This is a genomic window from Amycolatopsis sp. (assembly GCF_025464955.1).
Taxonomy (GTDB): Bacteria; Actinomycetota; Actinomycetes; order Mycobacteriales; family Pseudonocardiaceae; genus Amycolatopsis.
In genome coordinates, this window is the sequence record NZ_JAODNM010000037.1 from 25,106 (window position 1) to 46,905 (window position 21,800).

General features: G+C 69.6%; 19 protein-coding genes. 9 read left to right on the forward strand and 10 right to left on the reverse strand.

From position 1 onward, the window contains the following. Positions 1-87: 87 nt before the first annotated feature. Both JWQ81_RS07385 and JWQ81_RS07390 read right to left on the reverse strand, forming a co-directional pair. Positions 88-867, reverse strand: coding sequence for a glucose 1-dehydrogenase (locus JWQ81_RS07385; RefSeq protein WP_297538923.1), 780 nt, complete (start codon positions 865-867; stop codon positions 88-90). Between the two features lie 21 nt (positions 868-888). Next, entirely contained in the window at positions 889-1,779 is an 891-nt protein-coding gene (locus JWQ81_RS07390) for a 3-oxoacyl-ACP reductase (RefSeq protein ID WP_297538925.1), read from the reverse strand. A gap of 157 nt (positions 1,780-1,936) precedes the next feature. On the opposite strand from JWQ81_RS07390, the gene JWQ81_RS07395 reads away from it, so the two are divergent. Together JWQ81_RS07395 and JWQ81_RS07400 are read left to right on the forward strand one after the other, a co-directional pair. Further along, positions 1,937-3,118 carry an acyl-CoA dehydrogenase family protein gene (locus JWQ81_RS07395; protein ID WP_297538927.1) on the forward strand — a complete coding sequence of 394 codons (1,182 nt, stop codon included), beginning with the start codon at positions 1,937-1,939 and terminating at the stop codon, positions 3,116-3,118. A 9-nt stretch (positions 3,119-3,127) separates the two neighbouring features. After that, on the forward strand, positions 3,128-4,210 hold the full coding sequence (locus tag JWQ81_RS07400) for an acyl-CoA dehydrogenase family protein (protein ID WP_297538929.1): 1,083 nt from the start codon (positions 3,128-3,130) through the stop codon (positions 4,208-4,210). A 91-nt stretch (positions 4,211-4,301) separates the two neighbouring features. Here the strand turns inward: JWQ81_RS07400 and JWQ81_RS07405 are convergent, their stop codons facing one another. The 3 genes from JWQ81_RS07405 to JWQ81_RS07415 all read right to left on the reverse strand — a co-directional run bounded on the left by JWQ81_RS07405 (position 4,302) and on the right by JWQ81_RS07415 (position 9,115). Then, positions 4,302-7,022 (reverse strand): bifunctional GNAT family N-acetyltransferase/acetate--CoA ligase family protein, encoded by a 2,721-nt coding sequence (locus JWQ81_RS07405; protein WP_297538931.1) that lies wholly within the window; start codon positions 7,020-7,022, stop codon positions 4,302-4,304. A 2-nt stretch (positions 7,023-7,024) separates the two neighbouring features. Continuing rightward, a complete protein-coding gene (locus JWQ81_RS07410; RefSeq protein ID WP_297538933.1) occupies positions 7,025-8,197 on the reverse strand; it encodes an acetoin utilization protein AcuC in 1,173 nt (390 codons plus the stop codon). 81 nt (positions 8,198-8,278) lie between these two features. Next, positions 8,279-9,115 carry a sulfurtransferase gene (locus JWQ81_RS07415; RefSeq protein WP_297538935.1) on the reverse strand — a complete coding sequence of 279 codons (837 nt, stop codon included), beginning with the start codon at positions 9,113-9,115 and terminating at the stop codon, positions 8,279-8,281. Between the two features lie 119 nt (positions 9,116-9,234). Here JWQ81_RS07415 and JWQ81_RS07420 point away from each other — a divergent pair, with 119 nt between their 5' ends. The 3 genes from JWQ81_RS07420 (at position 9,235) to galE (ending at position 12,269) form a co-directional block, all read left to right on the forward strand. Continuing rightward, positions 9,235-9,960, forward strand: coding sequence for a metal-dependent transcriptional regulator (locus tag JWQ81_RS07420; RefSeq protein WP_297538938.1), 726 nt, complete (start codon positions 9,235-9,237; stop codon positions 9,958-9,960). After that, positions 9,957-11,141, forward strand: a complete 1,185-nt coding sequence (gene galK, locus JWQ81_RS07425) for a galactokinase (RefSeq protein ID WP_297538940.1) — start codon at positions 9,957-9,959, stop codon at positions 11,139-11,141. Before JWQ81_RS07420 ends, galK begins: the two co-directional genes overlap by 4 nt. A gap of 135 nt (positions 11,142-11,276) precedes the next feature. Next, positions 11,277-12,269, forward strand: coding sequence for a UDP-glucose 4-epimerase GalE (gene galE, locus JWQ81_RS07430; RefSeq protein ID WP_297538942.1), 993 nt, complete (start codon positions 11,277-11,279; stop codon positions 12,267-12,269). Here the strand turns inward: galE and JWQ81_RS07435 are convergent. Further along, positions 12,238-13,311, reverse strand: a complete 1,074-nt coding sequence (locus JWQ81_RS07435) for a DUF4192 domain-containing protein (RefSeq protein WP_297538944.1) — start codon at positions 13,309-13,311, stop codon at positions 12,238-12,240. The two genes, galE and JWQ81_RS07435, sit on opposite strands and share 32 nt — an antisense overlap. A gap of 257 nt (positions 13,312-13,568) precedes the next feature. On the opposite strand from JWQ81_RS07435, the gene JWQ81_RS07440 reads away from it, so the two are divergent. Together JWQ81_RS07440 and JWQ81_RS07445 are read left to right on the forward strand one after the other, a co-directional pair. Then, entirely contained in the window at positions 13,569-14,705 is a 1,137-nt protein-coding gene (locus JWQ81_RS07440) for a sensor histidine kinase (protein WP_297538946.1), read from the forward strand. Beyond that, positions 14,675-15,349, forward strand: coding sequence for a response regulator transcription factor (locus JWQ81_RS07445; RefSeq protein WP_297538948.1), 675 nt, complete (start codon positions 14,675-14,677; stop codon positions 15,347-15,349). The genes JWQ81_RS07440 and JWQ81_RS07445 overlap by 31 nt, the downstream gene beginning before the upstream one ends. Positions 15,350-15,440: 91 nt before the next feature. Here JWQ81_RS07445 and JWQ81_RS07450 read toward each other — a convergent pair whose 3' ends face one another. Genes JWQ81_RS07450 through JWQ81_RS07460 form a run of 3 tightly spaced genes read right to left on the reverse strand, consistent with a single transcriptional unit; the run spans position 15,441 to position 17,904 of the window. Continuing rightward, positions 15,441-15,869 (reverse strand): CBS domain-containing protein, encoded by a 429-nt coding sequence (locus tag JWQ81_RS07450; RefSeq protein WP_297538950.1) that lies wholly within the window; start codon positions 15,867-15,869, stop codon positions 15,441-15,443. A 44-nt stretch (positions 15,870-15,913) separates the two neighbouring features. Next, positions 15,914-16,462, reverse strand: a complete 549-nt coding sequence (locus JWQ81_RS07455; RefSeq protein WP_297538952.1) for a GNAT family N-acetyltransferase — start codon at positions 16,460-16,462, stop codon at positions 15,914-15,916. Positions 16,463-16,476: 14 nt separating this feature from the next. Then, positions 16,477-17,904, reverse strand: a complete 1,428-nt coding sequence (locus JWQ81_RS07460) for a PLP-dependent aminotransferase family protein (protein WP_297538954.1) — start codon at positions 17,902-17,904, stop codon at positions 16,477-16,479. Positions 17,905-17,986: 82 nt separating this feature from the next. Here JWQ81_RS07460 and JWQ81_RS07465 point away from each other — a divergent pair, with 82 nt between their 5' ends. Next, entirely contained in the window at positions 17,987-18,571 is a 585-nt protein-coding gene (locus JWQ81_RS07465) for a TIGR03086 family metal-binding protein (protein ID WP_297538956.1), read from the forward strand. Here JWQ81_RS07465 and JWQ81_RS07470 read toward each other — a convergent pair. Continuing rightward, positions 18,564-19,571 carry a neutral zinc metallopeptidase gene (locus JWQ81_RS07470; protein ID WP_297538958.1) on the reverse strand — a complete coding sequence of 336 codons (1,008 nt, stop codon included), beginning with the start codon at positions 19,569-19,571 and terminating at the stop codon, positions 18,564-18,566. The two genes, JWQ81_RS07465 and JWQ81_RS07470, sit on opposite strands and share 8 nt — an antisense overlap. 164 nt (positions 19,572-19,735) lie before the next feature. On the opposite strand from JWQ81_RS07470, the gene JWQ81_RS07475 reads away from it, so the two are divergent. Beyond that, complete coding sequence (locus tag JWQ81_RS07475) at positions 19,736-21,748, forward strand: prolyl oligopeptidase family serine peptidase (RefSeq protein ID WP_297538959.1); 2,013 nt, start codon at positions 19,736-19,738, stop codon at positions 21,746-21,748. Positions 21,749-21,800 lie beyond the last annotated feature (52 nt).

A 21,800-nucleotide genomic window follows, 5' to 3' on the forward strand; every position in this document is an offset into this window, starting at 1 on the left:
CCCCCAGTACCCCGACCGAGTCTTACGCATACCTCACAACCGCGTTCCGTTAGCGGTGTTCACTAACTACCCTTCGGCAGTGAGCCTTCAGAACTTGAGGGCGTGGGTGGCCGTGGCACCTCCGTCGGCGACGAATTCCGCTCCGGTGCAGTACGAGCTGTCGTCGCTGGCGAGGAACACGACCAGCTGCGCGATCTCCTCCGGCCGCCCGACTCGGCCGAGCGCGACCTTCTTCCCGGCCGGCGACAGATCGACGTCGTGCCCGCCCACGGCGTCGGAGACCATCTTCGTGTCGATCATGCCCGGGTGCACCGAGTTCACCCGGATGCCGCGCGCGCCCAGCTCCAGCGCGGCGACCTTGGTCATCCCGCGGATCGCGAACTTGCTCGCGGTGTAGGCGACGAGGTACGGCATGGCGGCCAGACCCTCCACAGAGGACACATTGACGATCGACCCGCCACCGGCGGCGGACAAGGGTTCAACGACCGAACGCATCCCAAGAAACGTACCAATCTGGTTTACCCGGATGACGCGCTCGTAGTCGGCGAGCGCGGTGTGGGCGAGTTCGGCGAAAAACAGGATCCCGGCATTGTTGACCAGCACGTCGAGTCGGCCGAACGTCTCCCCGACCTGCTTGACCGCGGCCGCCCAGTCGTCTTCGTCGGAAACGTCGAGATGCTGGTACACCACGGCGTCACCGAGTTCGGCGGAAAGCTGCTCGCCGCCGGCGTCGTCGATGTCCGCGATCATCACCCGCGCGCCCTCGCCGACGAACGCCCGCACGGCGGCTTCGCCCTGGCCGCGCGCGGCACCGGTGATCAGCGCGACCTTCCCGGCCAGCCGTCCCACTCGCACAGTGCGTGTCATGACTCTCCTATCACGCGACACTTAAGGGAGGGAAAGGATTTCCTGGCTGGCGAACATGCTTTGCGGATCGCGTCCGGCGAAGTACGCGCCGACACCCGTTTCGAGTTCTTCCGCTGTCCAAAAGCCGTTGACGGTGTCGAATCGCCGTTCGACCGACGGAGGCCGCAGGAGCGCGACCATGCCGCCGTGGACGACGAACACCTGGCCGTTGATCGCTTCCGCGGCCGGCGAAGCGAGGAACGTGACGAACGGCGCGACGTGACCAACGGACAGCGGGTCGACGCCTTCGGCCGGTGCGTCGCCGAAGACGTCCTCGGTCATCGCTGTCCTGGCGCGCGGGCAGATCGCGTTGGCTCGCACGCCGTATCGCGCAAGGCCTCGGGCGGTGGAAACGGTCAGGGCGGCGATGCCCGCCTTCGCGGCGGCGTAGTTGGGTTGGCCGGGCGAGCCGATCAGGAACGCCTCGGACGCGGTGTTGACCACCCGTCCGTACACCGGCGCGCCAGTCGCCTTGGCGTTGTTTCGCCAGTAGGCCGCCGCGCCGCGCGAAAGCAGGAAATGCCCGCGCAGGTGGACCTTCAGCACGAGGTCCCAGTCTTCGTCGGACATCCCGAACAGCATCTTGTCCCGCAGAACGCCGGCGTTGTTGACGAGGATGTCGAGCCCGCCGAAATGCTCGACAGCGGCGGCTATGAGCGCATCGGCTATGGAGCGCTCCGACACGTCCCCGGCCACGGCGAGCGCTTTGCCGCCGGCCGCTTCGATCTCGCTCACGACCGATGCGGTGTCCGCGACGTCGTTGACGACCAGGGCCGCTCCCGCTCCGGACAACGCGAGGGCCTCGGCGCGGCCGAGGCCCGCCGCGGCGCCAGTGACGATCGCGGTCCGGCCGTCCAGGCGGTTCACTCTCACACCGACTGCCTCCTCACTGGGGCTCGACCTCGTTGTCAGGGCAAGACTAGAATCTGTTCTCGTTCTTAACAAGGCCCAGATGAGCGGGCCTAGCCTTTTGCTATCCCGGCAGAGCCTGCTACAACTAGAACGAGTTCTATGACACGGGAGGTCGCGGATGCGGATCGACTACACGCCGGAACAGCAGGCGCTCCGCGAGGAACTGCGCACCTACTTCGCCAGGTTGATGACCCCGGAACGTCGTGAGGCGCTCGCCGGCGCGGGCGGCGAATACGGGGACGGCACGGTGTACAAGGAGATCGTCCGTGAGCTGGGGCGCGACGGCTGGCTCGCGATCGGCTGGCCCACCGAGCACGGCGGCCAAGCCAGGTCGACGCTCGACCAGCTCGTCTTCACCGACGAAGCCGCCGCCGCGGGCGTGCCCGTCCCGTTCCTGACGGTGAACACGATCGGGCCGACCATCATGCGGTTCGGAACCGAGGAACAGAAGGCGTTCTACCTGCCCAAGATCGCCGCGGGCGAGCTGCACTTCTCGATCGGCTACTCCGAGCCCGGGGCGGGCACGGATCTCGCGTCGCTGCGCACCCGCGCGATCCGCGACGGCGACGACTACGTGGTCAACGGCCAGAAGATGTGGACGAGCTTGATCGAATACGCCGACTACGTCTGGCTCGCCGTCCGCACCGACCCGGACGCGCGCAAGCACAAAGGGCTGTCGATGCTGATCGTGCCGACTTCGGCCGACGGATTCTCCTGGACCAAGGTGCGCACCGTGGCCGGCCCCGGCACCAGCGCGACCTACTACGACGACGTCCGCGTGCCCGTGACCTCCCGGATCGCCGACGAGAACGCGGGCTGGCCGCTGATCACCAACCAGCTCAACCACGAACGCGTCGCGCTGACTTCGGCCGCGCCGGTCCAGTCCGCGCTCGCCGAGGTCCGCGCGTGGGCGCAGACGACGAAACTGCCTGACGGCGGCCTGGTCGTCGACGCCGAATGGGTCCGCCTGCACCTCGCGCGGGTCCACACCAACGCCGAATACCTCAAGCTCCGGAACTGGAAGATCGCCTGGGCCGCCGCCCACGGCGAACTCGGACCGGCCGAGGCGTCCGCGTCGAAGGTGTTCGGCACGGAGACGGCGATCGAGTCCTACCGGCTGTTGATGGAGGTCCTCGGGGCCGGCGCGATCCTCCGGCAGGGCTCACCCGGCGCCCCCTTGCGCGGCCGGGTCGAGCGGCTCTACCGGTCGTCGCTGATCCTCACCTTCGGCGGCGGCGCCAACGAGGTCCAGCGCGACATCATCGCCGCCACCGCCCTCGGCCTGCCCGTCACCCGCTAGGAGTTGGTTGTGGACTTCTCGTTGACCGAAGCGCAGCACGATCTGGCCGAACTGACCCGCCGGATCCTGAGTGACCGCGTCACGCCCGAGTCGTTGGGTCCGTGCGGGGAGGGCGGATTCGACGCCGATCTGTGGTCGGGGCTGGCGAAGGCGGGGATCGTCGACGCCGCGCTGCCCGCGTCGGTCGGCGGTGGCGGGTTCGGGCTGCTGGAGCAATGCTCGGTGCTGATCGAGGTCGGCCGCGCGGTGGCCCCGGTCCCCTACCTGCCGTGCGTCACGATGGCGGCCGCCGCGGTCGCCGAGTTCGGCACGCCTGACCAGGTCGAGCGATGGGCCGTGCCTGCCGTGCGCGGGGAACTCGTGCTCACCGCGGCGCTGGCCGACGCGGGCGCGCCATGCGGGTTCGCGGCCGAACGCTCCGATACCGGCTGGCGGATTTCGGGCGCCCAAACCGCGGTCCTGTCCGGTGCGTTCGCGGGAGCGTTCCTCATCCCCGCGTCGACGGAGGATGGCGTCGCGGTGTTCCTGATCGACCGTGAGCAGACCGGCGTCACGGTGTCGACGCAACAAGCCGTGGACCACGCCGACGCGGCACTGGTGGAGTTCGACGGCGTCGAGACGTCGTCCATGCTCGGCGGACCAGGTGTCGACGAATGGCTGCGCCTGAGGGGCACGGTGGGGCTGTGCGCGCAACAGCTCGGTGTGCTCGAACGCGCGTTGGAGCTGACGGCTGAGTACGCGCGAGAACGTGAACAGTTCGGCCATCCGATCGGCGCGTTCCAGGCCGTCCGGCAGCGGCTCGCCGACGCCTACATCGACGTCGAAGCCGTCCGGCTCACCCTGTGGCAGGCTGCCTGGAGACTCGCGGAAGGCCACCCTGCCGGCGAAGAGACGGCATGCGCGAAGTTCTGGGCGGCCGAGGCCGGACACCGCGTCTCACACACGGCCGTGCACATCCATGGCGGCGTCGGCATCGACGTCGAGCATCCGCTGCACCGGTACTTCGCGGCGGCCGGGCGGCTCGAGTTCGCCCTCGGTGGCGCGACCGCCCAGCTACGTACCCTCGGCGAACTCCAACGCCATGCCCCCTGATGCTGAGCCTGCCCAAGCGTCGCAACTCGCCGTCGAGTTGCGGTCTCTTAGAAACTGAGAGACCCCGCAAAAGCACAAAAGTGCGAGCAGGTCAGCCGGGTTCGGGGATGGGGCGGAGGCGGCGCGGGCCGCTGTCGGGTCGCGACGGAGTCGGACCGAGGACGACACGCGCGTTCGCGACGAACGCGCCGGACGGCGAAGCGAGGATCGGGTCCAGCGCCAGTGACCGCACCTCGGGGTTGTCCTCGGCGAGCGCGGCCACCCGCTGCACCATGTCCTGCAACGCCCCGAGATCGACCGGTTCGTCACCGCGGTAGCCGGTCAGCAGCGGCGCGGTACGCGGCTCGCGGAGGAGCGTGGCCGCGTCGACGTCGGTCAGCGGGAGCGCGCGGTACGCCCGGTCGCCCAGCAGCGTGCTGATCAGCCCGGACAGCCCGAACGAGACCAAGGTGCCGAACGACGGGTCGTCCTGGAGCCCGATCACGCAGGACAGACCCTTCGGCGCCATCTGCTGGACGTAGAGGTCGTCCTCGCCGGAGACCTCGCAGAGATCTCGATAGCTGGTGCGGACGGCGTCCTCGGAGGTGAGGTCCAGCCGGACCCCGGCCAGGTCCGGCCTGCCGCGCAGCCGCTCGTCGACCGCCTTCAACGTCACCGGGTAACCAAGCACTTCGGCGGCCGACACGGCGTCGTCCGCGGAGGAGACGACCCGGAACGGCACCACACCGACGCCGTAACAACCGAGCAGCCGCACCGAATCCTCGTCGGACAGGACGACGTGCCCCGAGCTCTCACTGTCCGCCAGCAGCTCCCGCACGATCTCCTGCGCCTGCTCGACGTGGATCCCGCCGGGACGCCGCAACGAGCCCTGCGGCCGCTGGCGCCACGCCGCATACCGGACGACCTTCGCCAGCGCGTACACCGCGCGCTCCGGGCTCGGGTAAGACGGGATGGAACCGCGGGTCGGCGAGCCGTCCTCGGACAACACCGCGAGCTCCGCCGGAACACCTTCGGCCGCCAGGAAAGTCGACACGATCGGCTTGTTCTTGTCCAGCTCCACGACCGCTTCCCGCAGCGCCCGCGCGTACGTCGTCCCGGGAATGGCCAGCGGTGGCACGAAAACGACCACCAACGCGTCGACCTCCGGCGAGTTCAAGGCTTCCCGCACGGCGGCCGCGAACTCGTCGGGCCCAGCCTGCGGCCCGACGTCGACGGGGTCGACGGCGACCCGAAGCCCCTGGTCACGGGCCGCGTCGGCGGCGAGCAGGCCGATCGCGCTGGAGTTGCCGACGATGCCCACCCGCGGTCCCGCCGGCAGCGGCTGGTGGGCGAACACGAGCGCGGTGTCGAACAGCTGCGCCAGCGACTCGACCCGGACCACGCCCGTCTGCTCGAACAGAGCCTGCACACTCGGTTCGTCGATCTCGGTCGAGGTCGCGGCCAACTGCGGGCGGACGGCGTGCCGGCCGGACTTCACCACCACCACCGGTTTCGTCCGTGCGAGCCGCCGGGCGAGCCGGGCGAACTTGCGCGGGTTGCCGAACGATTCGAGGTAGAGCAGCACGAGGTCGGTGTTGGGGTCGGTTTCCCAGTACTGCAGCAGGTCGTTGCCCGAGACGTCGGCCCGGTTGCCCGCCGAGACGAAGGTCGACATGCCCAGTCCCCTGGCCTCGGCGTCGGCGAGGATCGCCGTGCCGAGCGCACCCGACTGGCAGAAGAACCCGGTCCGCCCGCGTGCCGGGAGGCGCGGCGCGAGAGTGGCGTTGAGCCGGATCGCGGGATCGGTGTTGAGCACGCCGAGCGCGTTCGGCCCGACCACCCGCATCCCGTGCGCCCTCGCCTCGCCGACCAGCCGAAGCTCGGCGTGCAGCCCGAGCGGGCCCGCTTCGCCGAAACCACCGGACAGGATCAGCAACGTCTTGACCCCCTTGGCAAGCGCACCGTCCAAAACGGACTCGACGACGTCCGCGGGCACGGCGACGACAGCGAGGTCCACCGGATCGGGGATGTCCAGGACGGACGCGTAGGCGCGTACCCCGCGGACCGAGCGGTGCTCGGGGTTGACCGGGTAGACCGTGCCGGCGAAGTCGGCCGCCAGCAGGTTGGTCAGCACGACATAACCGACCTTCGCCGGATCCGTCGACGCGCCGATCACCGCGACCGAAGTCGGATGCAGGAGGTTGTGCACGCTGCGTGCTTCGGCGGCCTGCTCGCGCGACCGCGCCACGGCGAGGGACTCCTCGGTCGGGTCGATGTCGAATTCGAGGTGCAGCACGCCTTCCTCGATCTCGCGGCTGACCTGGTAACCCGCGTCGCGGAACACACGCACCATCGGCGAGTTCTCCGCGAGCACCTCGGCGACGAACCTGCCCAGCCCGCGCTCAGAGGCCGCCGCGGCGAGGTGCTCCAGCAGAATCGAACCCAGCCCGCGGCCCTGGTGCGCGTCGTCGACCACGAACGCCACCTCCGCGGACGGGCCGTCGTCGAGGCGTTCGTACCTCCCGACCGCGACGATGTCGTCCCCGAGCAGCGCGACGAAGGCGACGCGGTCGTGGTGGTCGACGGTGGAGAACCGGATCAGGTCCCGCGGTGGTATCCGGGGGTAGGCACCGAAATACCGGAAGTAGCGGCTGCGGTCGGACAACCTGCCGTGCAGACCCACCAGTCCGTCGGCGTCCTCGGGCACCACCGGCCGCAGGTGCACGGTGCCGCCGTCGGACAGCACGACGTCCGCTTCCCAGCGGCGCGGGTAGTCGTACGGGTCGGGCTTGTCGGTCTTGTGGGGTACGTCTGGTGCGCCGGGCTCGCTCACGGTCAATCCCTCGGATCGTCCGGGTCGAGGCCGTACAGCGGGAAGACCGCGCGACGGGTGTCCCGGATCGCGATGTCGACCGGGTCGTCCTCGCCGTCACCCCAGGGCTTGAACGTGGTGTCGTCGCCGTCGGCCAGCGCCGCGGGCACACTCGCGCTGGGCGCGGCCTTGTGCACGGTTTCGAGCCAGCCGGGCGGCATCAGGGTCTCCGGCGCGACATCCCGGTTCAGCACGGTGGCGATCAGATGCGTCCACGACCGCGGGACCACGCGGATCAGCTGGTAGCCTCCACCGCCGACGGCCAGCCACCGGCCTTCCGCGTAGCGATCGGCCAGCTCCCGAAGCGTCTGGTAGATCGTCCGATGACCGTCGACGGTCAGTGAGAGGTCGGCGAGCGGGTCCTCGACGTGCGAATCGACGCCGCACTGGGTGAGCAGGATCTGCGGCCGGAACTCGGCGAGCAGCGACGGCACCACGGCGTGGAACGCGCGCAGCCAGCCGGAGTCCGACGTCTTCGGCGGCAAGGGGATGTTGACCGCGGTGCCTTCCGCCCCGCCCTCGCCGATCTCGGCCGAATACCCGGTGCCCGGCCACAACGTGAACGGATGCTGGTGCAGCGAGACGGTCAGCACCCGCGGGTCGTCGTAGAACACCTTCTGGACACCGTCACCGTGGTGGACATCGGTGTCGACGTAGGCGATCCGGTCGAACCCGTGGTCGAGCAGCCAGGAGATCGCCACCGCGCAGTCGTTGTACACGCAGAACCCGGACGCGTGGTCGGGCATCGCGTGGTGCAGCCCGCCGGCGATGTTGACCGCGCGGGTGACCTCGCCGTCGGCGATCTTGCGCGCCGCGAGCAGCGTCGAGCCGACTACCAGCGCCGACGCCTGGTGCATGTCGCTGAACACCGGGTTGTCGGAAGTGCCCAGCCCGTGGCCGACGTCCCAGCTCGCCATCGGCGCCTCTTTGACGGCGTCGAGGTACTCCTGCACGTGCACTCGGCGCAGCTCGGAGTCGCCCGCGGTGTCGGGCACGAGCAGCGGGACGCCGTCGAGCACGCCGAGCTCGGTGGCCAACCGGATGGTCAGTGCGAGCCTGACCGGGTTGAAGGGATGTTCACTGCCCAGGTCGTAGCCCAGCAGCGAGGAGTCCCAGACGACGGCCGGTTCCAGCATGGCCCCGACTGTAATCCCCGCGCCCGGCCGGCGCGTGTCCCAGCGTTGTTGTCCCAGCGGTGTTGTCCCAGCGGTGTTGTCTCAGCCGGGCTCGCCGCCGGTGGCGACGGGCCGCTCGGGGTCGCGAGACCAGTGCGACCAAGAACCGGTGTAAAGCGCGGCGGGTTCGGACCGCCCGGAGACCTCGAGGGCGAGGACCACCGAACTCGCGGTGACCCCGGACCCGCAGTACGCGCCCACCGGGTCGCCGGAGACGCCCAAGTCGGCGAAGCGCGCCGCCAGCTCCGACGGCTGCTTCCACCGCCCGTTTTCCCCGAGGTGTTCGGCGAAGGGCGCGTTGATCGCGCCCGGGATGTGCCCGGCGCGCGGGTCGATCGGCTCGACCTCGCCGGCGTAGCGCGGAAACGCCCTGGCGTCGAGCAGGACGCCGTCTCGTGCGAGGTCAGCCGCCTCAACAGCGTCGAGCACGGGCATCCCGCCCGGACGCACCTCGATGTCCCCCGGCACGGCCGCTGGAACCTCGGTCGTCACAGGGCGTCCCTCGCCGACCCAGGCCGCGAAACCGCCGTCGAGCACGGACACCTCTGCGTGGCCGGCCCAGCGCAGCAGCCACCAGCCACGGGCGGCGACCGAGCCGTCACCGTCGTCATAAACCACGACCGGGTGACCCGCCCGGACACCGGAAGCCCGCAGATACCGCTGAAGCGTGGCAGGCTCAGGCAACGGATGACGGCCGCCTTCACCGGGTTCACCGGCGAGTGCCTCGTCGAGGTCGACGAAAACAGCGCCGGGCAGGTGCCCGGCGAGGTAGGACTCGATCCCGGGCGGCCCGGCGAGCCGCCACCGGAGGTCCAGCAGGGTCGGGGCGGAATCCTCCGCTTGGGCGGCCAGTTCGGCCGGCGTCGTCAAGGGGCGCATGCGGCCATCCTGCCCCGCCGACCCCGCCGCCCGCTGTCCACCCAGGTGGAGAGGACTTTTTGCAGGTTCGAGCTTGTTAGACCATCGCACGGGCGTCGCTGTCGGGCCCAGCGACTACGATGGGTGACGCGGATGAAGGGGACAATGTGAACGATCTCATCGACACCACAGAGATGTACTTGCGTACCATCTACGAGCTCGAAGAAGAGGGTGTCGTCCCACTGCGCGCGCGGATCGCGGAGCGACTGCAGCAGAGCGGTCCCACGGTGAGCCAGACGGTTGCCAGGATGGAGCGCGACGGCCTCGTCGTCGTCGCCGATGACAGGCACCTTCAGCTCACCGACCACGGCCGCGAGCTGGCCATCGCGGTCATGCGCAAGCACCGGCTCGCCGAGCGGCTGCTGGTGGACGTGATCGGGCTCGAATGGGAGCACGTGCACACCGAGGCCTGCCGTTGGGAACACGTGATGAGCGAGGCCGTCGAGCGCAAGCTCGTCAAGCTGCTCGACCACCCCACCACCTCGCCGTACGGCAACCCGATCCCCGGCCTGGACAAACTCGGCGAGGGCGGCAAGCCGGCGCCCCCCGCCGAAGCCGACCTCGTCCGGTTGGACGAGTTCTCCCGCGCGGGCGGCGGCAAGGTCGAAATCCGGCGGATCGCCGAGCACATCCAGCTCGACGAAGCCGTCATGACCGAGCTCAAGGCTGTCGGGCTGCTTCCCGGCCGCACGGTGAGCGTGGCGAAGTCCAGTGGTGGCGGCTCCACCATCGAGGTGACCGGAGACAGCTCAAGCATGCACGTCGCGACGTCTGTGCTGCACGCGGTGCTGGCGCAAGCTCGGTGAGCCCCGCCGCAGAAGCCGCGGCCGCCTTCGCGACCGTGCACTCCAGCGCGCCCTCGGGTGTGTGGTCCGCGCCGGGCCGGGTCAACCTGATCGGTGAGCACACCGACTACAACGACGGTTACGTCCTGCCGTTCGCGCTGCCACACCGACTGGCCGCCGCCGCGACCCGGCGGTCCGACCAGGTGCTGAACGTGGCCACCCTCGGCTCGGACGGCAAGTTCCAGTACTCCGGGAACCTGCGGATCGCCGACCTGAGCCCGTCCGACATCGAGGGCTGGGCCGCTTACCCCGCCGGTGTCGCCTGGGTCATGCGGGACCACGGTTTCGACCGGGGTGCCGACGTGGTGATCGCCGGTGACGTTCCCTCCGGCGCGGGCCTGTCCTCCTCGCACGCGCTGGAGTGCGCCGTGGCGCTGGCGCTGCTCGGCCTTTCCGGCATCGAGCTCGACGGCGACGCGCCCGGCACCCCGACCAGGCCCGAGATCGCCCGCTGGGTGCAGCGTTCGGAGAACGACTTCGTCGGCGCGCCGACCGGCCTGCTCGACCAGACCGCGTCCCTGTGCTGCACCGAGTCGAACGTGCTGTTCCTGGACGTGCGGTCCGGCGAGATGGAGCACGTGCCCTTCGACGCGGCCGCCGCCGGGATGCGGGTACTGGTGATCGATACCCGCGCCAAACACTCCCACGCCGAAGGCGGCTACGGCGAGCGCCGGCGGGGTACCGAACACGCCGCCGAACTTCTCGACGTCAAGGCGTTGCGCGATGTCGAGCTCGCCGATCTGCCCTCGGTGCTGAAGACCCTGCCCGACGAGCTGGGCCCCCTGGTCCGGCACGTCGTGACGGAGAACCAGCGGGTCCTCGACACGGTCGAACTCCTGCACGCCGACCGGCTGGCCGAGATCGGGCCGCTGCTCGACGCCTCGCACGAAAGCCTGCGCGATGACTACCGCGTGTCCTCGGTCGAGCTCGACCTCGCCGTCGACGCCGCGCGTGAGGCCGGCGCCCTCGGCGCCCGGATGACCGGCGGCGGTTTCGGCGGTTCGGCGATCGCCCTGGTCCGTGCGGGCGACGCGGCTCGGGTCGAGGAGTCCGTCAGCCTGGCGTTCGAGCGCGGCGGCCTGCGCCGCCCGCGCGTGTTCTCGGCAGTGCCTTCGCGCGGCGCGGGGCGCGACAAGCTCTGAAAGACGCAGCGGTGAAAGACGACGGTGCCGGCCCGGGGGCGAACCACCCCCCGGGCCGGTCGCACGTCCAGGTGAGGGAAGACTGGACCCGGATACCGCTTCCTTGGCGAAACAGCTGACGAGAAAGGCCCGAACGTGACCGACGAGCAGAACAAGCCCCTGAAACTGATCGTCACGGGCGGCGCCGGTTACGTGGGCAGCGTCTGTGCGGCCCGCCTCGTCGAGGCCGGTCACGAAGTCACGGTCATCGACGACCTGTCCACCGGGCACGCGGACGCCGTCCACCCGGGCGCCCGGTTCATCCAGGAAGACGCGGCAGAGGGAGCCGAGGCTCTGCTGGGTGAAGGCTTCGACGGCGTGCTGCACTTCGCGGCGAAATCCCTGGTCGGCGAGTCCATGCAGGATCCGGCCAAATACTGGCACGGCAACGTGGTCACCTCGCTGAAGCTGCTCGACGCGATGCGCAGCCACGGCACGCCCCGGCTGGTCTTCTCCTCGACCGCGGCGACCTATGGCGAGCCCGAGGTGTCCCCCATCCCGGAATCCGCCCCGACGAGCCCGACCAACACCTACGGCGCGACGAAGCTGGCCATCGACCACGCGATCACGAGTTACGCGCGGGCGCACGGACTCGCCGCGGTCAGCCTGCGGTACTTCAACGTCGCGGGCGCCTACGGCACCTACGGCGAGCGGCATGCCACCGAGACCCACCTCATCCCGCTCGTGCTGGGTGTGGTGACCGGTGCCAGGGAGCAGATCAACATCTACGGCGAGGACTACCCCACCGAGGACGGCACCGCGATCCGCGACTACGTCCACGTTTCGGACCTCTCCGACGCGCACCTGCTGGCGCTGCGGCACGCCAAGGCCGGCGAGCACCAGATCTTCAACCTCGGCAACGGCACCGGGTTCTCGGTCCGCCAGGTGATCGACGCCTGCCGCGCCGTCACCGGGCACCCCATCCCCGCCGCGGCCGCGCCGCGGCGCGCGGGTGACCCGGCGGTACTGGTGGCCGCCAGCGACCGGGCCCGTGAGGTGCTCGGCTGGAAGCCGGAGCACGCCGAGCTGACCGGGATCGTCTCCGACGCGTGGGAGTTCACGCAGCATCGGCTGACCGCCCAGGGCTGACGTCACCGGTGAACCGGAGGCTTTCCACCCCTTCGTTCCGGCCAAGGTCCGCCAATCGCGACGGCTCGATACCGCTGCCCAGCGCGGCCTGCAGCAGTTGGGCGAGCACGTGTTTCGGGTCGGCTCGCAGCGCGTTGGCCAAGGCCATTCCGGCGAAAGCCCCATCGCCGCGAGCGTAGGCCGTGTAGCCGAGCAAAGCGGCTGCCTCAGCCCGCTCGGGTGCGGGCAGCTCACGGACGAGTGTGAGCCACAACCGCTCGGCTTGTCTGGCCACGCCTGTCCCCGGCGGAACAGCGGCGGCGAGGCAGGCGTCCCGAACGCGGGTGACGGCCAGCGCTTGCCCGAGTCCGACGACTTCGTCATCGGTCAGGTGAGCACCGGACGCCGCGAGCTTGACGAGTGCCTGCTGGACAACGCGACGGTGGCGGCGAACCGAATCAGCCGACGAGTCCGGGCCGGGCGCGGCTTTCAGCAGCCGCGCACGCCGCCTGAGCGCCGCTTCGCCGACGGGCTCAAGCAACTTCTCCATGGCTTCGCGGCTGTCGAACGTGACAGCGCCCTTGCTCGCCATGGTCGCCGCCGCGACAGTGCTGTCCACCGCCGGCAGCACTCCTCCGCAGTCCTGCTCGAAATAGCACTCCCACGGGGCACCTGAGCTGATCTCGGACACCCACATCGCGTGCATCGGCGGCACGCCGACGTCCCTGAGCAACTCCGCCACGATCGTGACGAACTCCTCGTGAGCCTGCTTCGGCCCGCCGCCGACCACGACGATCGTGGCAGCCATGGCGCCGCTGGTGACCAGGGTGGTCACCAGGTTCTCGGCCTGCGGGGCCCGCAGGTCGGACGGGGGCAAATCGCCCCGGACGACGAGTCCGATGAGAGTGCCCCGGGGCGGGCGGTGCCCGATGAGCAGGACGGAGTCGGCCGGCCGGAAGCCGACGACATACGGGATGGCGGCGAGCAGTTGGCCCGGGTCCCTGAGGTTGATCCGGGTCTGGCCGCCGTTGCCGGTCGCACCGGCTGTCTGGGATGAGGTCACTCACCCACCTTGCGGCCGGCCGGGACTCGATGGGGGCGCCGGAGACGATCTGTGGACAACTCCGCAAGACGAGGAACAACTCGTCCCGACCGGACCAGAACACGCGCTTCCCGTCGGTGGGATGCGCTATCTTGCCCGGCCGCGTCCACCCTGGGGTCGAGGCGATCTCCACCTCCGCACTGATGCCCCGGCGCCCGAAAACGGTCAGCATGGAAGACATGGAAGGTTCGGGTGGGCCGCCGGGCCAGGTAAGGCGCATGCTGAACGCCATGACGGCGCACGGCGGCCGGCCAGAGGCCGCGATCCTCACCCCGCTCGACTGGGTTCGCTGGGGCCTGGTGGCAATTCCCGTCTTCACCGTCATCCCCCCGTCGAAGCCGTGGCTGTGGCCGCTGATCGTGCTCGCGCTGATCGCTTCGATCCCGCTGCTGCGGCTTCCCCGGACGCACCCCTGGATGCTCCCGGTCGCGATGTGGCTGGTGGTCGCCTGCACCGGCACGATCTGGATCGTCGCCCCGATCGGGTGGTCGACGGTGGCCATGTTCAGCACCACTTTCTACGGTGTCCGCACGCTGTCGCGCGCCCAAAGCGCCTTCCTGGTCGCCATCACCGCGGCCGCCATCACCGTGAACATCCTTTATCGGATCGACAACTGGCGGGACTCGTCGCTGCTTTACGCCGTCCTCGTCGTGCTCGTGTTGCTCGGGCTCAACCGCGAATCGAGGGCAGCGCGGCTGGAACAGGCCGAGCTCGCGCTGGCGCGGGCCCAAACGGCGACCGAGGAACACGCCCGCGCGGCGGCCTTGGCCGAACGGACCAGGATCGCCCGTGAACTCCACGACGTACTCGCCCATTCACTCGCCGGTCTGGCACTGAACCTGCAGGGAGCGCGGCTGATGCTGGTGCGCGACGGCGCGAGCCCCGACGCAGTCGCCCAGATCGAGCGGGCCCAGAAGCTCGCCGCCGACGGCCTCAGCGAAGCCCGAAGCGCGGTCGCTGCGCTGCGCGACGACCTGGTCCCGGTGACGAAGGCCGTGGCCGACCTCGTCACCGGCTACCGCATGGACACCGGCGCGACCGCCGAGCTGACCGTGGAAGGCGAGCCGCGCGAGCTCGCCGCGGCCGCCGGGACCACCGTGGTGCGGGCGGTGCAGGAGTCGCTGTCGAACACCCGCAAGTACGCGCAGTCGGCCGAAGTCCGCGTCACCCTGATGTTCGGCCAGGACCACGTCGAGGTGACGGTCCAGGACAAGCAGGGCAGGCGACCGCCGGAACCGGTGGCCGCAGGCTACGGTTTGCGGGGGATGCGCGAGCGGGTCGAACTGCTCTCGGGCGAACTGGACAGTGGGCCGGTGGAGGACGGATGGCGAGTACACCTGACAGTGCCGGCGTAGCGGGGACGCTGCGGGTGGTGCTGGCCGATGATCAGGCCGTGGTGCGCGAAGGACTGGTGACGCTTCTGGGCCTGTTGCCCGGGGTCGAAGTCGTCGGCGCGGCTTCGGATGGCCTCGAAGCGGTCGAGTTGGTCGCCGAACACCGCCCGGACGTGCTGCTGGTCGATCTGCGGATGCCGCGGTGCGACGGCGTCGAAGCCACCGCGAAGGTCCGCGCCCAGTACCCCGAAACCGAGGTCGTCGTCCTGACGACCTACACCGACGACGACTCGCTACTGGCCGCGCTGCGGGCGGGTGCCCGGGGGTTCCTCACCAAGGACGCCGACGCCGAAGCCATCGCCAGGGCACTGCGGTCCGCCGCCGACGGCCAGTCCACAGTGGACGCCGAACTGCAGCAGCGGCTGGTTGCCGCGGCAACCAGGGCCGCGCCTGTCCGCAGCGAAGAGGTCGAGGGACTCACCGCACGCGAGGTCGAGGTGCTGCGCCTCATCGCGACGGGGATGTCCAACACCGAGATCGCCCGCACCCTCGTGGTCAGCGAGGCGACCGTGAAAACCCACGTCAACCACCTGTTCGCCAAGGCAGGCTTGCGTGACCGCGCACAGGCGGTCGCCTTCGCCTACAAGGCAGGCATCGCCGGCTGAACCTAGCGTCCGCAAGCAGGGCACTTGTGTACAAAAGTGCCCTGCTTGAGACGTCAACCAGGGCACAAATGGAGAAAAGTGCCCGCGTCGGTCAGCCTTGGGCGATGTAGGCCTCGAGGTGTTCCTGGGTCTTTTCGAGCTCCTGCATACGGCTCTTCACGACGTCACCGATGCTGACGATGCCCGCGAGTTTCCCGGCGACGACCACGGGGACGTGGCGGATGCGCCGCTCGGTCATCAGCACGCTGAGGTGGTCGACGGAGTCCTCGGGGGTACAGCTGGCGACCATTCTGGTCATGATGTCCGACACGGGCCTGGTCAAGAGGTCCGGGCCGAAATCGTTCAAGCGGCGGACGACGTCTCGTTCGGAGACGATGCCGGCGATCCCGTCGGGGCCGACGACGACCATGGCCCCCACGTTGTTCTCGGCTAGTCCGCGCAACAAGTCGGTGACCGTGGTGTCCGGTTCGACAGTGGCCACCGCCGTACCCTTGCTCCGCAGCAAATCGGAAATGCGCATCGCGACCTCCCGGTTCGGTGAGCTGGCTCACACCAGGTTATGGCCTAGGCGCCGAGTGCGAAAGTCGCGAATCCGGCACGTCGGTCGTCCGGGTACCTCCGGACGCCCTGATCGACGCTCTGAGCAGGCCTGCGCAGCACGACGCGCGGTCCAAGATCGTCTAGCCCCGCAGCCCGTTCGCCGGCCACCAGCTCCCTGAGTTCAGGTGACCAACCGCCCGAATCGAACCGTTCGAAGCCTCGCGCCAGGTACCAAGGCTCGTTCCACGGGACGTGGGCGAAGGTGGTCAGGGTGACCGGCACGACAGCCTCGGCGACGGCGGCTTCCAGCAATACCGAGCCGACCCCGCGACGGCCGTGCGCAGGGTCCACAGAGAGCTGGTGGACGTGCAGATCAGGCCCGAGCGAGCCGATCACGATGAACCCGATCGGCGGACTGCCGGCGGCGAGCACCGTGTGCGTCGCGTCGATCCCGTCGAGGACGCTGCCCGGCGGGAACACCATGTCCGCGAACATCATGTCCGACGCCAGCTCGACCTCCCGGAGCCGCGCGAACTCCACCGGCAAGGCGGTGCGAACCCCCGCAGTCCCCATCCTCAACCCCGTCCTCAATCCCCACCCTTGTCTGCCATGACCTCGCGCAGCCGGCACAGTCCGGCCTCGATCCGGTCTGCCGCGATCGCACCGTAGCCGAACACGAACCCGGCCGTCGTGCGCTTTTCCACGGCGAAGTCACCGAGCGAGTACAGCGTCACCCCAGCCTGCCGGGCGGCCCGCCGGACAGCCGCACTGTCACCGTGGCCGAACGCGCTCAGGTGAAGGCCCACCGAGGACGGGATCACGTCCAGCATCCCGGCGAAGTCGCGCTTGAGGATGGCCGCGACGAGGTCGTGTCGCGTCTGGTACTCCCGCCGCATACGGCGAATGTGCGCGGCGAACCCGCCTTCGTCGATGAACTCCGCGAGCACCGCTTGCGCCGGCGCGGCCGAATGCCAGTCGGTGAGGTACTTCGCCTTCGTCAGCACGTCGCGCAAAGATGGTGGTGCCACCAGGAAACCGAGCCGGAGAGCCGGGGAAAGCACCTTGGAGAACGAGCCGACGTAGAGCACACGACGTCCGGTATCGAGGCTGTACAAGGGTTCCAGTGGACGTCCGGTGTAGCGGAACTCGGTGTCGTAGTCGTCCTCCACGATGGCGGCGTCATGACGCTCGGCCCACGCGAGCAGCTCGAGCCGTCGGGCGAGCGACATCGACACGCCGAGCGGGTACTGGTGCGACGGCGTCACGTAGACGACGCGGCAGTCGTCCGGAAGAGCGTCGACAACGAGCCCTTCCGAGTCCACGGGGACGGCTGCCGTCCGAACGCCGAGAGTGTGCAAGAGCAGCCGCGGCGGCGGGTATCCGGGGTCTTCGACCGCGGCTACGTCACCCGGCTTCAGCAGCACACGCGCGACCAGGTCCAATGCCTGCTGCGCGCCGCTGGTGACGAGGACGTCCGCGGGTGCCGCCCGGACATCGCGCGAGACCCCCACGTGGCGCGCGATCGCCTCGCGCAGGGCAGGGTGGCCGCCGGGATCGGCGTAAGTCATCAGGTCGGCGTTCGAGATCCGTACCTGCGCGGCAACGAGCCGCCGCCAGGCGGCGAACGGGAACCGGCTGACATCGGGGACCCCGGCGCGGAAGTCGAACTCCGGCGAAGGCGCGAAGCCTCTCGGCGCCCTGGGCACGTCGTCCCACACCGCGGTGCCACGGAGACTCGCGACCGGCTCGCCCGGCGGCGGCGTCAGATGGCGCCCAGCGCCGACGCGCACGAATGTGCCGGAACCGACCTTCGCGGCCAGGAAGCCTTCGGCAGTCAGCCGGTCGTACGCCGCGCTGACCGTGGTGCGGGAGATCGCCAGCCGCCGCGCGAGCTCCCTGGTCGGCGGCAACGACTCGCCTTCGCGGATCCGGCCGTCGAGAATCGCCGCCCGGAGTTGCCGGTAGATCTCGTCGCGGTGGCCCCGGCCGCCGGAGAACTCGATGTGCACGTCCACCGCGCCGAGCTTAATTGGCCCATCAGAGTTGGGCGGTGTTTGGCTCTTCAGGTGGACCGATCCTGCCCTTACCGTCATGGACATGGACATCCGAGAACTGGACGGCCGCGCCCTCGCCGTCGTCGACAAGCTCGTCGGCACGGTGACCCCGGCCGACCTGCACCGGCCGACCCCTTGTGCCGGTTGGACGCTGAGCGACCTCCTCCAACACCAGATCAGCGAGAACCGCGGCTTCGCGGTCGCCGTGCGCGAAGGCGCCGCGACGGATTGGCACAGCGGTTCGATCGGCCACGACCCGTACCGCTCCTACGCCGAGTCGGTCACCACCGTGCTCGACGCGTTCGCCGAGGACATGCTCGAACGCCAGGTCACCCTCCGAGAGTTCGGCACGTTCCCCGGGATCGTCGCGGTCGGGATGCACCTGATCGACACGGTCGCCCACGGCTGGGACATCGCGAAGTCGCTGGGTCTGCCTTACGAGCAGGACGAGGACGTCGTGGCGGCAGCGCTCTGGGGCGCGCAGCAGATCCCCGCCGACCCGGCCGGGCGCCGCGAACGGGGAACATTCGACGTCGTCGTGCCGGTTGTCGAGAACGCGTCCGCGTTGGACCGCTTTCTCGGTGTGCTCGGCCGTTCACCCGGCTGGACTCCGAGCAGTCTCAGCTGACCTCGTCCGGCGACGCCGACCACGTGTTGCACGAAGCCGGGGTCTTGCCCGCGAAGCCGGTCTTCGCCCAGCCGAGCTGGTGCTTGCGGCTGCCGTGGGTGTCGCTGTCGTCGGTGTTGCCGTAGTCAGCGATCGTGGCGTTCGCCAGCGACGTCGAGATCGCGCCCCGGCCCTCGGCGTCGGCGATGAACAACGCGCCGAAGCAGTTAGCCTGCAGCTCGATCCGCCTGCTGATCTCGAGGTCCGCCGGGCCGGCCCCGCCCGGCGACGACGTGTCCTCCTCGGCGGCGTCCAGGATGCCGCTTTCGTTCTGCACGTGGTGGCCGTACTCATGGGCGATGGTCGCCAGGTGCGACGCCTTGTTCAGGCCGACCGCGGCGAGCATCCAGTCCGACGGCGCGTAGATGGTGAGGTCGCCGGCGCAGTAGTAGGCCAGCGCTTCCTTGCTGTCGGGGGCTTTCCCGCACGCGCTGTGCGCCGGGACGCTCACCGCCAGCAACGACGAGAACGTCGGCTCGTGCACCCCGGTCAGCGCCGGGTTCCACGCCTCGTCGAGACATTTCATCTCCGCCTGGTAGAACGCGGTGAGCTCCGCCGGCGCGCGGCCGATGCGCGGCAACTCGCAGGTCACCGGGGTGAGGGCGACGCCTTTCGCCAGCAGCGGGTTCGTGGCGAGCGCGTGCACGCGGGACGCGGGCCTGGGGCTGGGCGGCTGCCCCTGCGCGTCGGACGTCGAATCCGCCGGGGTGACGGCCGCCTGACCGGCGACGGTCTGCTGGATCCCGCCGCTCGCGGCGCCGGCCACCACGAGCACCAGCATGGCGACCACCACGCTGATGAGCACCTTTGCCGCCGTCGGCATCGGGCGGGACATGTCCTGGACGGCGTAGGCGGGAGTCGCCCACACCGAGCGCTCCGCGTCGAGAGCGGAGACAGGCATGGGCGATTCGGCCGCGGGCAGCTCCCCCGAGCGCCCGGCCTCGTCTTCGAAATCCGTCATGGCTCCCCCGCTGGTACTGAAGCGTCCTGGTCCCCCGACCGGCGCTCGAATCAGCATACGGCCAGGCTGAATCGCGAAAGATCACGAAAGGGGTACGCCGCGCGCGGCGCCGGAAACCGCCGATCCGGTAGCACGCGGGTGGCCGGACGGGGAAGACTACGGACATGACCGAAGAGGACCCGTATCTGTGGCTGGAAGACGTGACCGGCGAGCGGTCGCTCGACTGGGTGCGCGCCCGCAACGACGAAAGCGCAGCCGAGCTGACCGGCACCGAACGGTTCGCGGCTCTGCGTGACGACATCCGCGAGGTGCTCGACGCCGACGACCGCATTCCGTACGTCCGTCGGCGCGGTGAGTACGTGTACAACTTCTGGCAGGACGCCACCCACCCTCGTGGACTTTGGCGCCGAACGACTCCGGAGGACTACCGCAACGACGAGCCGGCTTGGGAACTCCTGCTCGACGTCGACGCGCTCGCCGCAGCCGAAGACGAGAACTGGGTGTGGCAGGGCGCCGCGGTCCTCCGTCCGGGTTACCGGTTCGCGCTGGTCGAGCTGTCCCGCGGCGGCGCCGACGCGACCGTCGTCCGCGAGTTCGACCTCGACGAACGGCGATTCGTCGAAGGGGGGTTCGAGCTCCCCGAAGCCAAGAGCAACATCGGCTGGATCGACGTCGACCGCGTGTACGTCGGGACGGACTTCGGCGAAGGCTCGCTGACCGACTCCGGCTACCCGCGCATCGTGAAGGAATGGCGCCGAGGTACTCCGATCGAGGAAGCCGTCACGGTCTTCGAGGGCAAGCCGGAGGACGTGTCGGTCCGCGGATCGCACGACCCGACCGAGGGTTTCGAGCGCGACTTCGTCACCCGGAGTCTCGACTTCTACCGTTCGGAGCGCTACCTGCGCACCGCCGCCGGGCTTGTGCGCCTCGACGTCCCGGACGACGCGAACACGTCGATCCATCGTGAGTGGCTCCTGGTCCGTGTGAAGTCACCTTGGCAGATCGGCGGCGCCGAATACCCCAGTGGCGCACTGCTCGCGATGAAGCTCGACGCGTTCCTCGAGGACGGCCGCGAGTTCACGATGATCTTCGAACCCGACGAGCACACGTCTCTCGAGTACTACACCTGGACGCGCAACCACCTGCTGCTGGCCACGCTGTCGGACGTCAAGACCGAACTGCACGCGTTGACGCCGTCCAACGGGTGGCGAAGCGAGCCCTTGCCCGGCGGGACAGCGCTGGGGGCGGCGGAGATCCTGGACACCGACCCGGACGTCAGCGACGAATACCTGCTGAACACCAGCGGGTACACCGAGCCGGCCACCTTGACCTGCGGCGAGGTCGGGGGCACGACCGAAGTGCTCAAACAGGCGCCGGCGTTCTTCGACGCCGACGGAATGTCCGTCGAGCAGCATTTCGCGACGTCCGCGGACGGCACACGGATTCCGTACTTCGTCGTGACGCCGTCAGGCAGCGAAGCGGGCCCGACCCTGCTGACCGGCTACGGCGGCTTCGAGGTCTCGATGACCCCGGGCTACAGCGGGGTCACCGGCCGCAGCTGGCTGGCCAGGGGCGGCACCTACGTCATGGCCAACATCCGCGGCGGCGGCGAGTACGGGCCGCAGTGGCACACGCAGGTCATCAAAGCCAAGCGGTACAAGGTGTACGAGGACTTCAGCGCAGTGGCCGCGGACCTGGTCGAGCGCGGCATCACCACGCCGGCACGGCTCGGCATCCAAGGTGGCAGCAACGGCGGCCTGCTGATGGGCGTGATGCTCACCCGGTACCCCGCGCTGTTCGGCGCCATCGTCAGCCAGGTCCCGCTGCTGGACATGAAGCGGTACCACAAACTGCTGGCGGGGGCATCGTGGATGGCCGAGTACGGCGACCCGGACGAGCCGGAGCAGTGGGCGTACATCGGTGAGTACTCGCCGTACCAGAACGTCCACAGTGGACGGGATTACCCGCCGACCCTGTTCGTCACCTCGACCAGGGACGACCGGGTGCACCCGGCACACGCCCGCAAGATGATGGCCAGGATGGTCGAGCAGGGGCACGACGTCCGCTACTACGAGAACATCGAGGGCGGCCACGGTGCGGCGGCCGACAACGAGCAGCTCGCGTTCAAATGGGCGCTCGTGTTCGAGTTCCTCTGGGAGAAGCTCACCGCGAGCTGAGCCGAGGGTCGACGGACTCGTGAGCGTTCCGGCCGTTTGAACGGCCGGAACG

Coding starts and splice junctions, on each gene's coding strand:
- JWQ81_RS07465 (WP_297538956.1), top strand. CDS start 17,987: ATGGACATCCGAGAACTGGACGGCCGCGCCCTCGCCGTCGTCGACAAG.
- JWQ81_RS07455 (WP_297538952.1), bottom strand. CDS start 16,462: ATGGGGACTGCGGGGGTTCGCACCGCCTTGCCGGTGGAGTTCGCGCGG.
- JWQ81_RS07415 (WP_297538935.1), bottom strand. CDS start 9,115: ATGCGCCCCTTGACGACGCCGGCCGAACTGGCCGCCCAAGCGGAGGAT.
- JWQ81_RS07470 (WP_297538958.1), bottom strand. CDS start 19,571: ATGACGGATTTCGAAGACGAGGCCGGGCGCTCGGGGGAGCTGCCCGCG.
- JWQ81_RS07385 (WP_297538923.1), bottom strand. CDS start 867: ATGACACGCACTGTGCGAGTGGGACGGCTGGCCGGGAAGGTCGCGCTG.
- JWQ81_RS07445 (WP_297538948.1), top strand. CDS start 14,675: ATGGCGAGTACACCTGACAGTGCCGGCGTAGCGGGGACGCTGCGGGTG.
- JWQ81_RS07475 (WP_297538959.1), top strand. CDS start 19,736: ATGACCGAAGAGGACCCGTATCTGTGGCTGGAAGACGTGACCGGCGAG.
- JWQ81_RS07395 (WP_297538927.1), top strand. CDS start 1,937: ATGCGGATCGACTACACGCCGGAACAGCAGGCGCTCCGCGAGGAACTG.
- JWQ81_RS07420 (WP_297538938.1), top strand. CDS start 9,235: ATGGGTGACGCGGATGAAGGGGACAATGTGAACGATCTCATCGACACC.
- JWQ81_RS07410 (WP_297538933.1), bottom strand. CDS start 8,197: ATGCTGGAACCGGCCGTCGTCTGGGACTCCTCGCTGCTGGGCTACGAC.
- JWQ81_RS07450 (WP_297538950.1), bottom strand. CDS start 15,869: ATGCGCATTTCCGATTTGCTGCGGAGCAAGGGTACGGCGGTGGCCACT.
- JWQ81_RS07440 (WP_297538946.1), top strand. CDS start 13,569: ATGCTGAACGCCATGACGGCGCACGGCGGCCGGCCAGAGGCCGCGATC.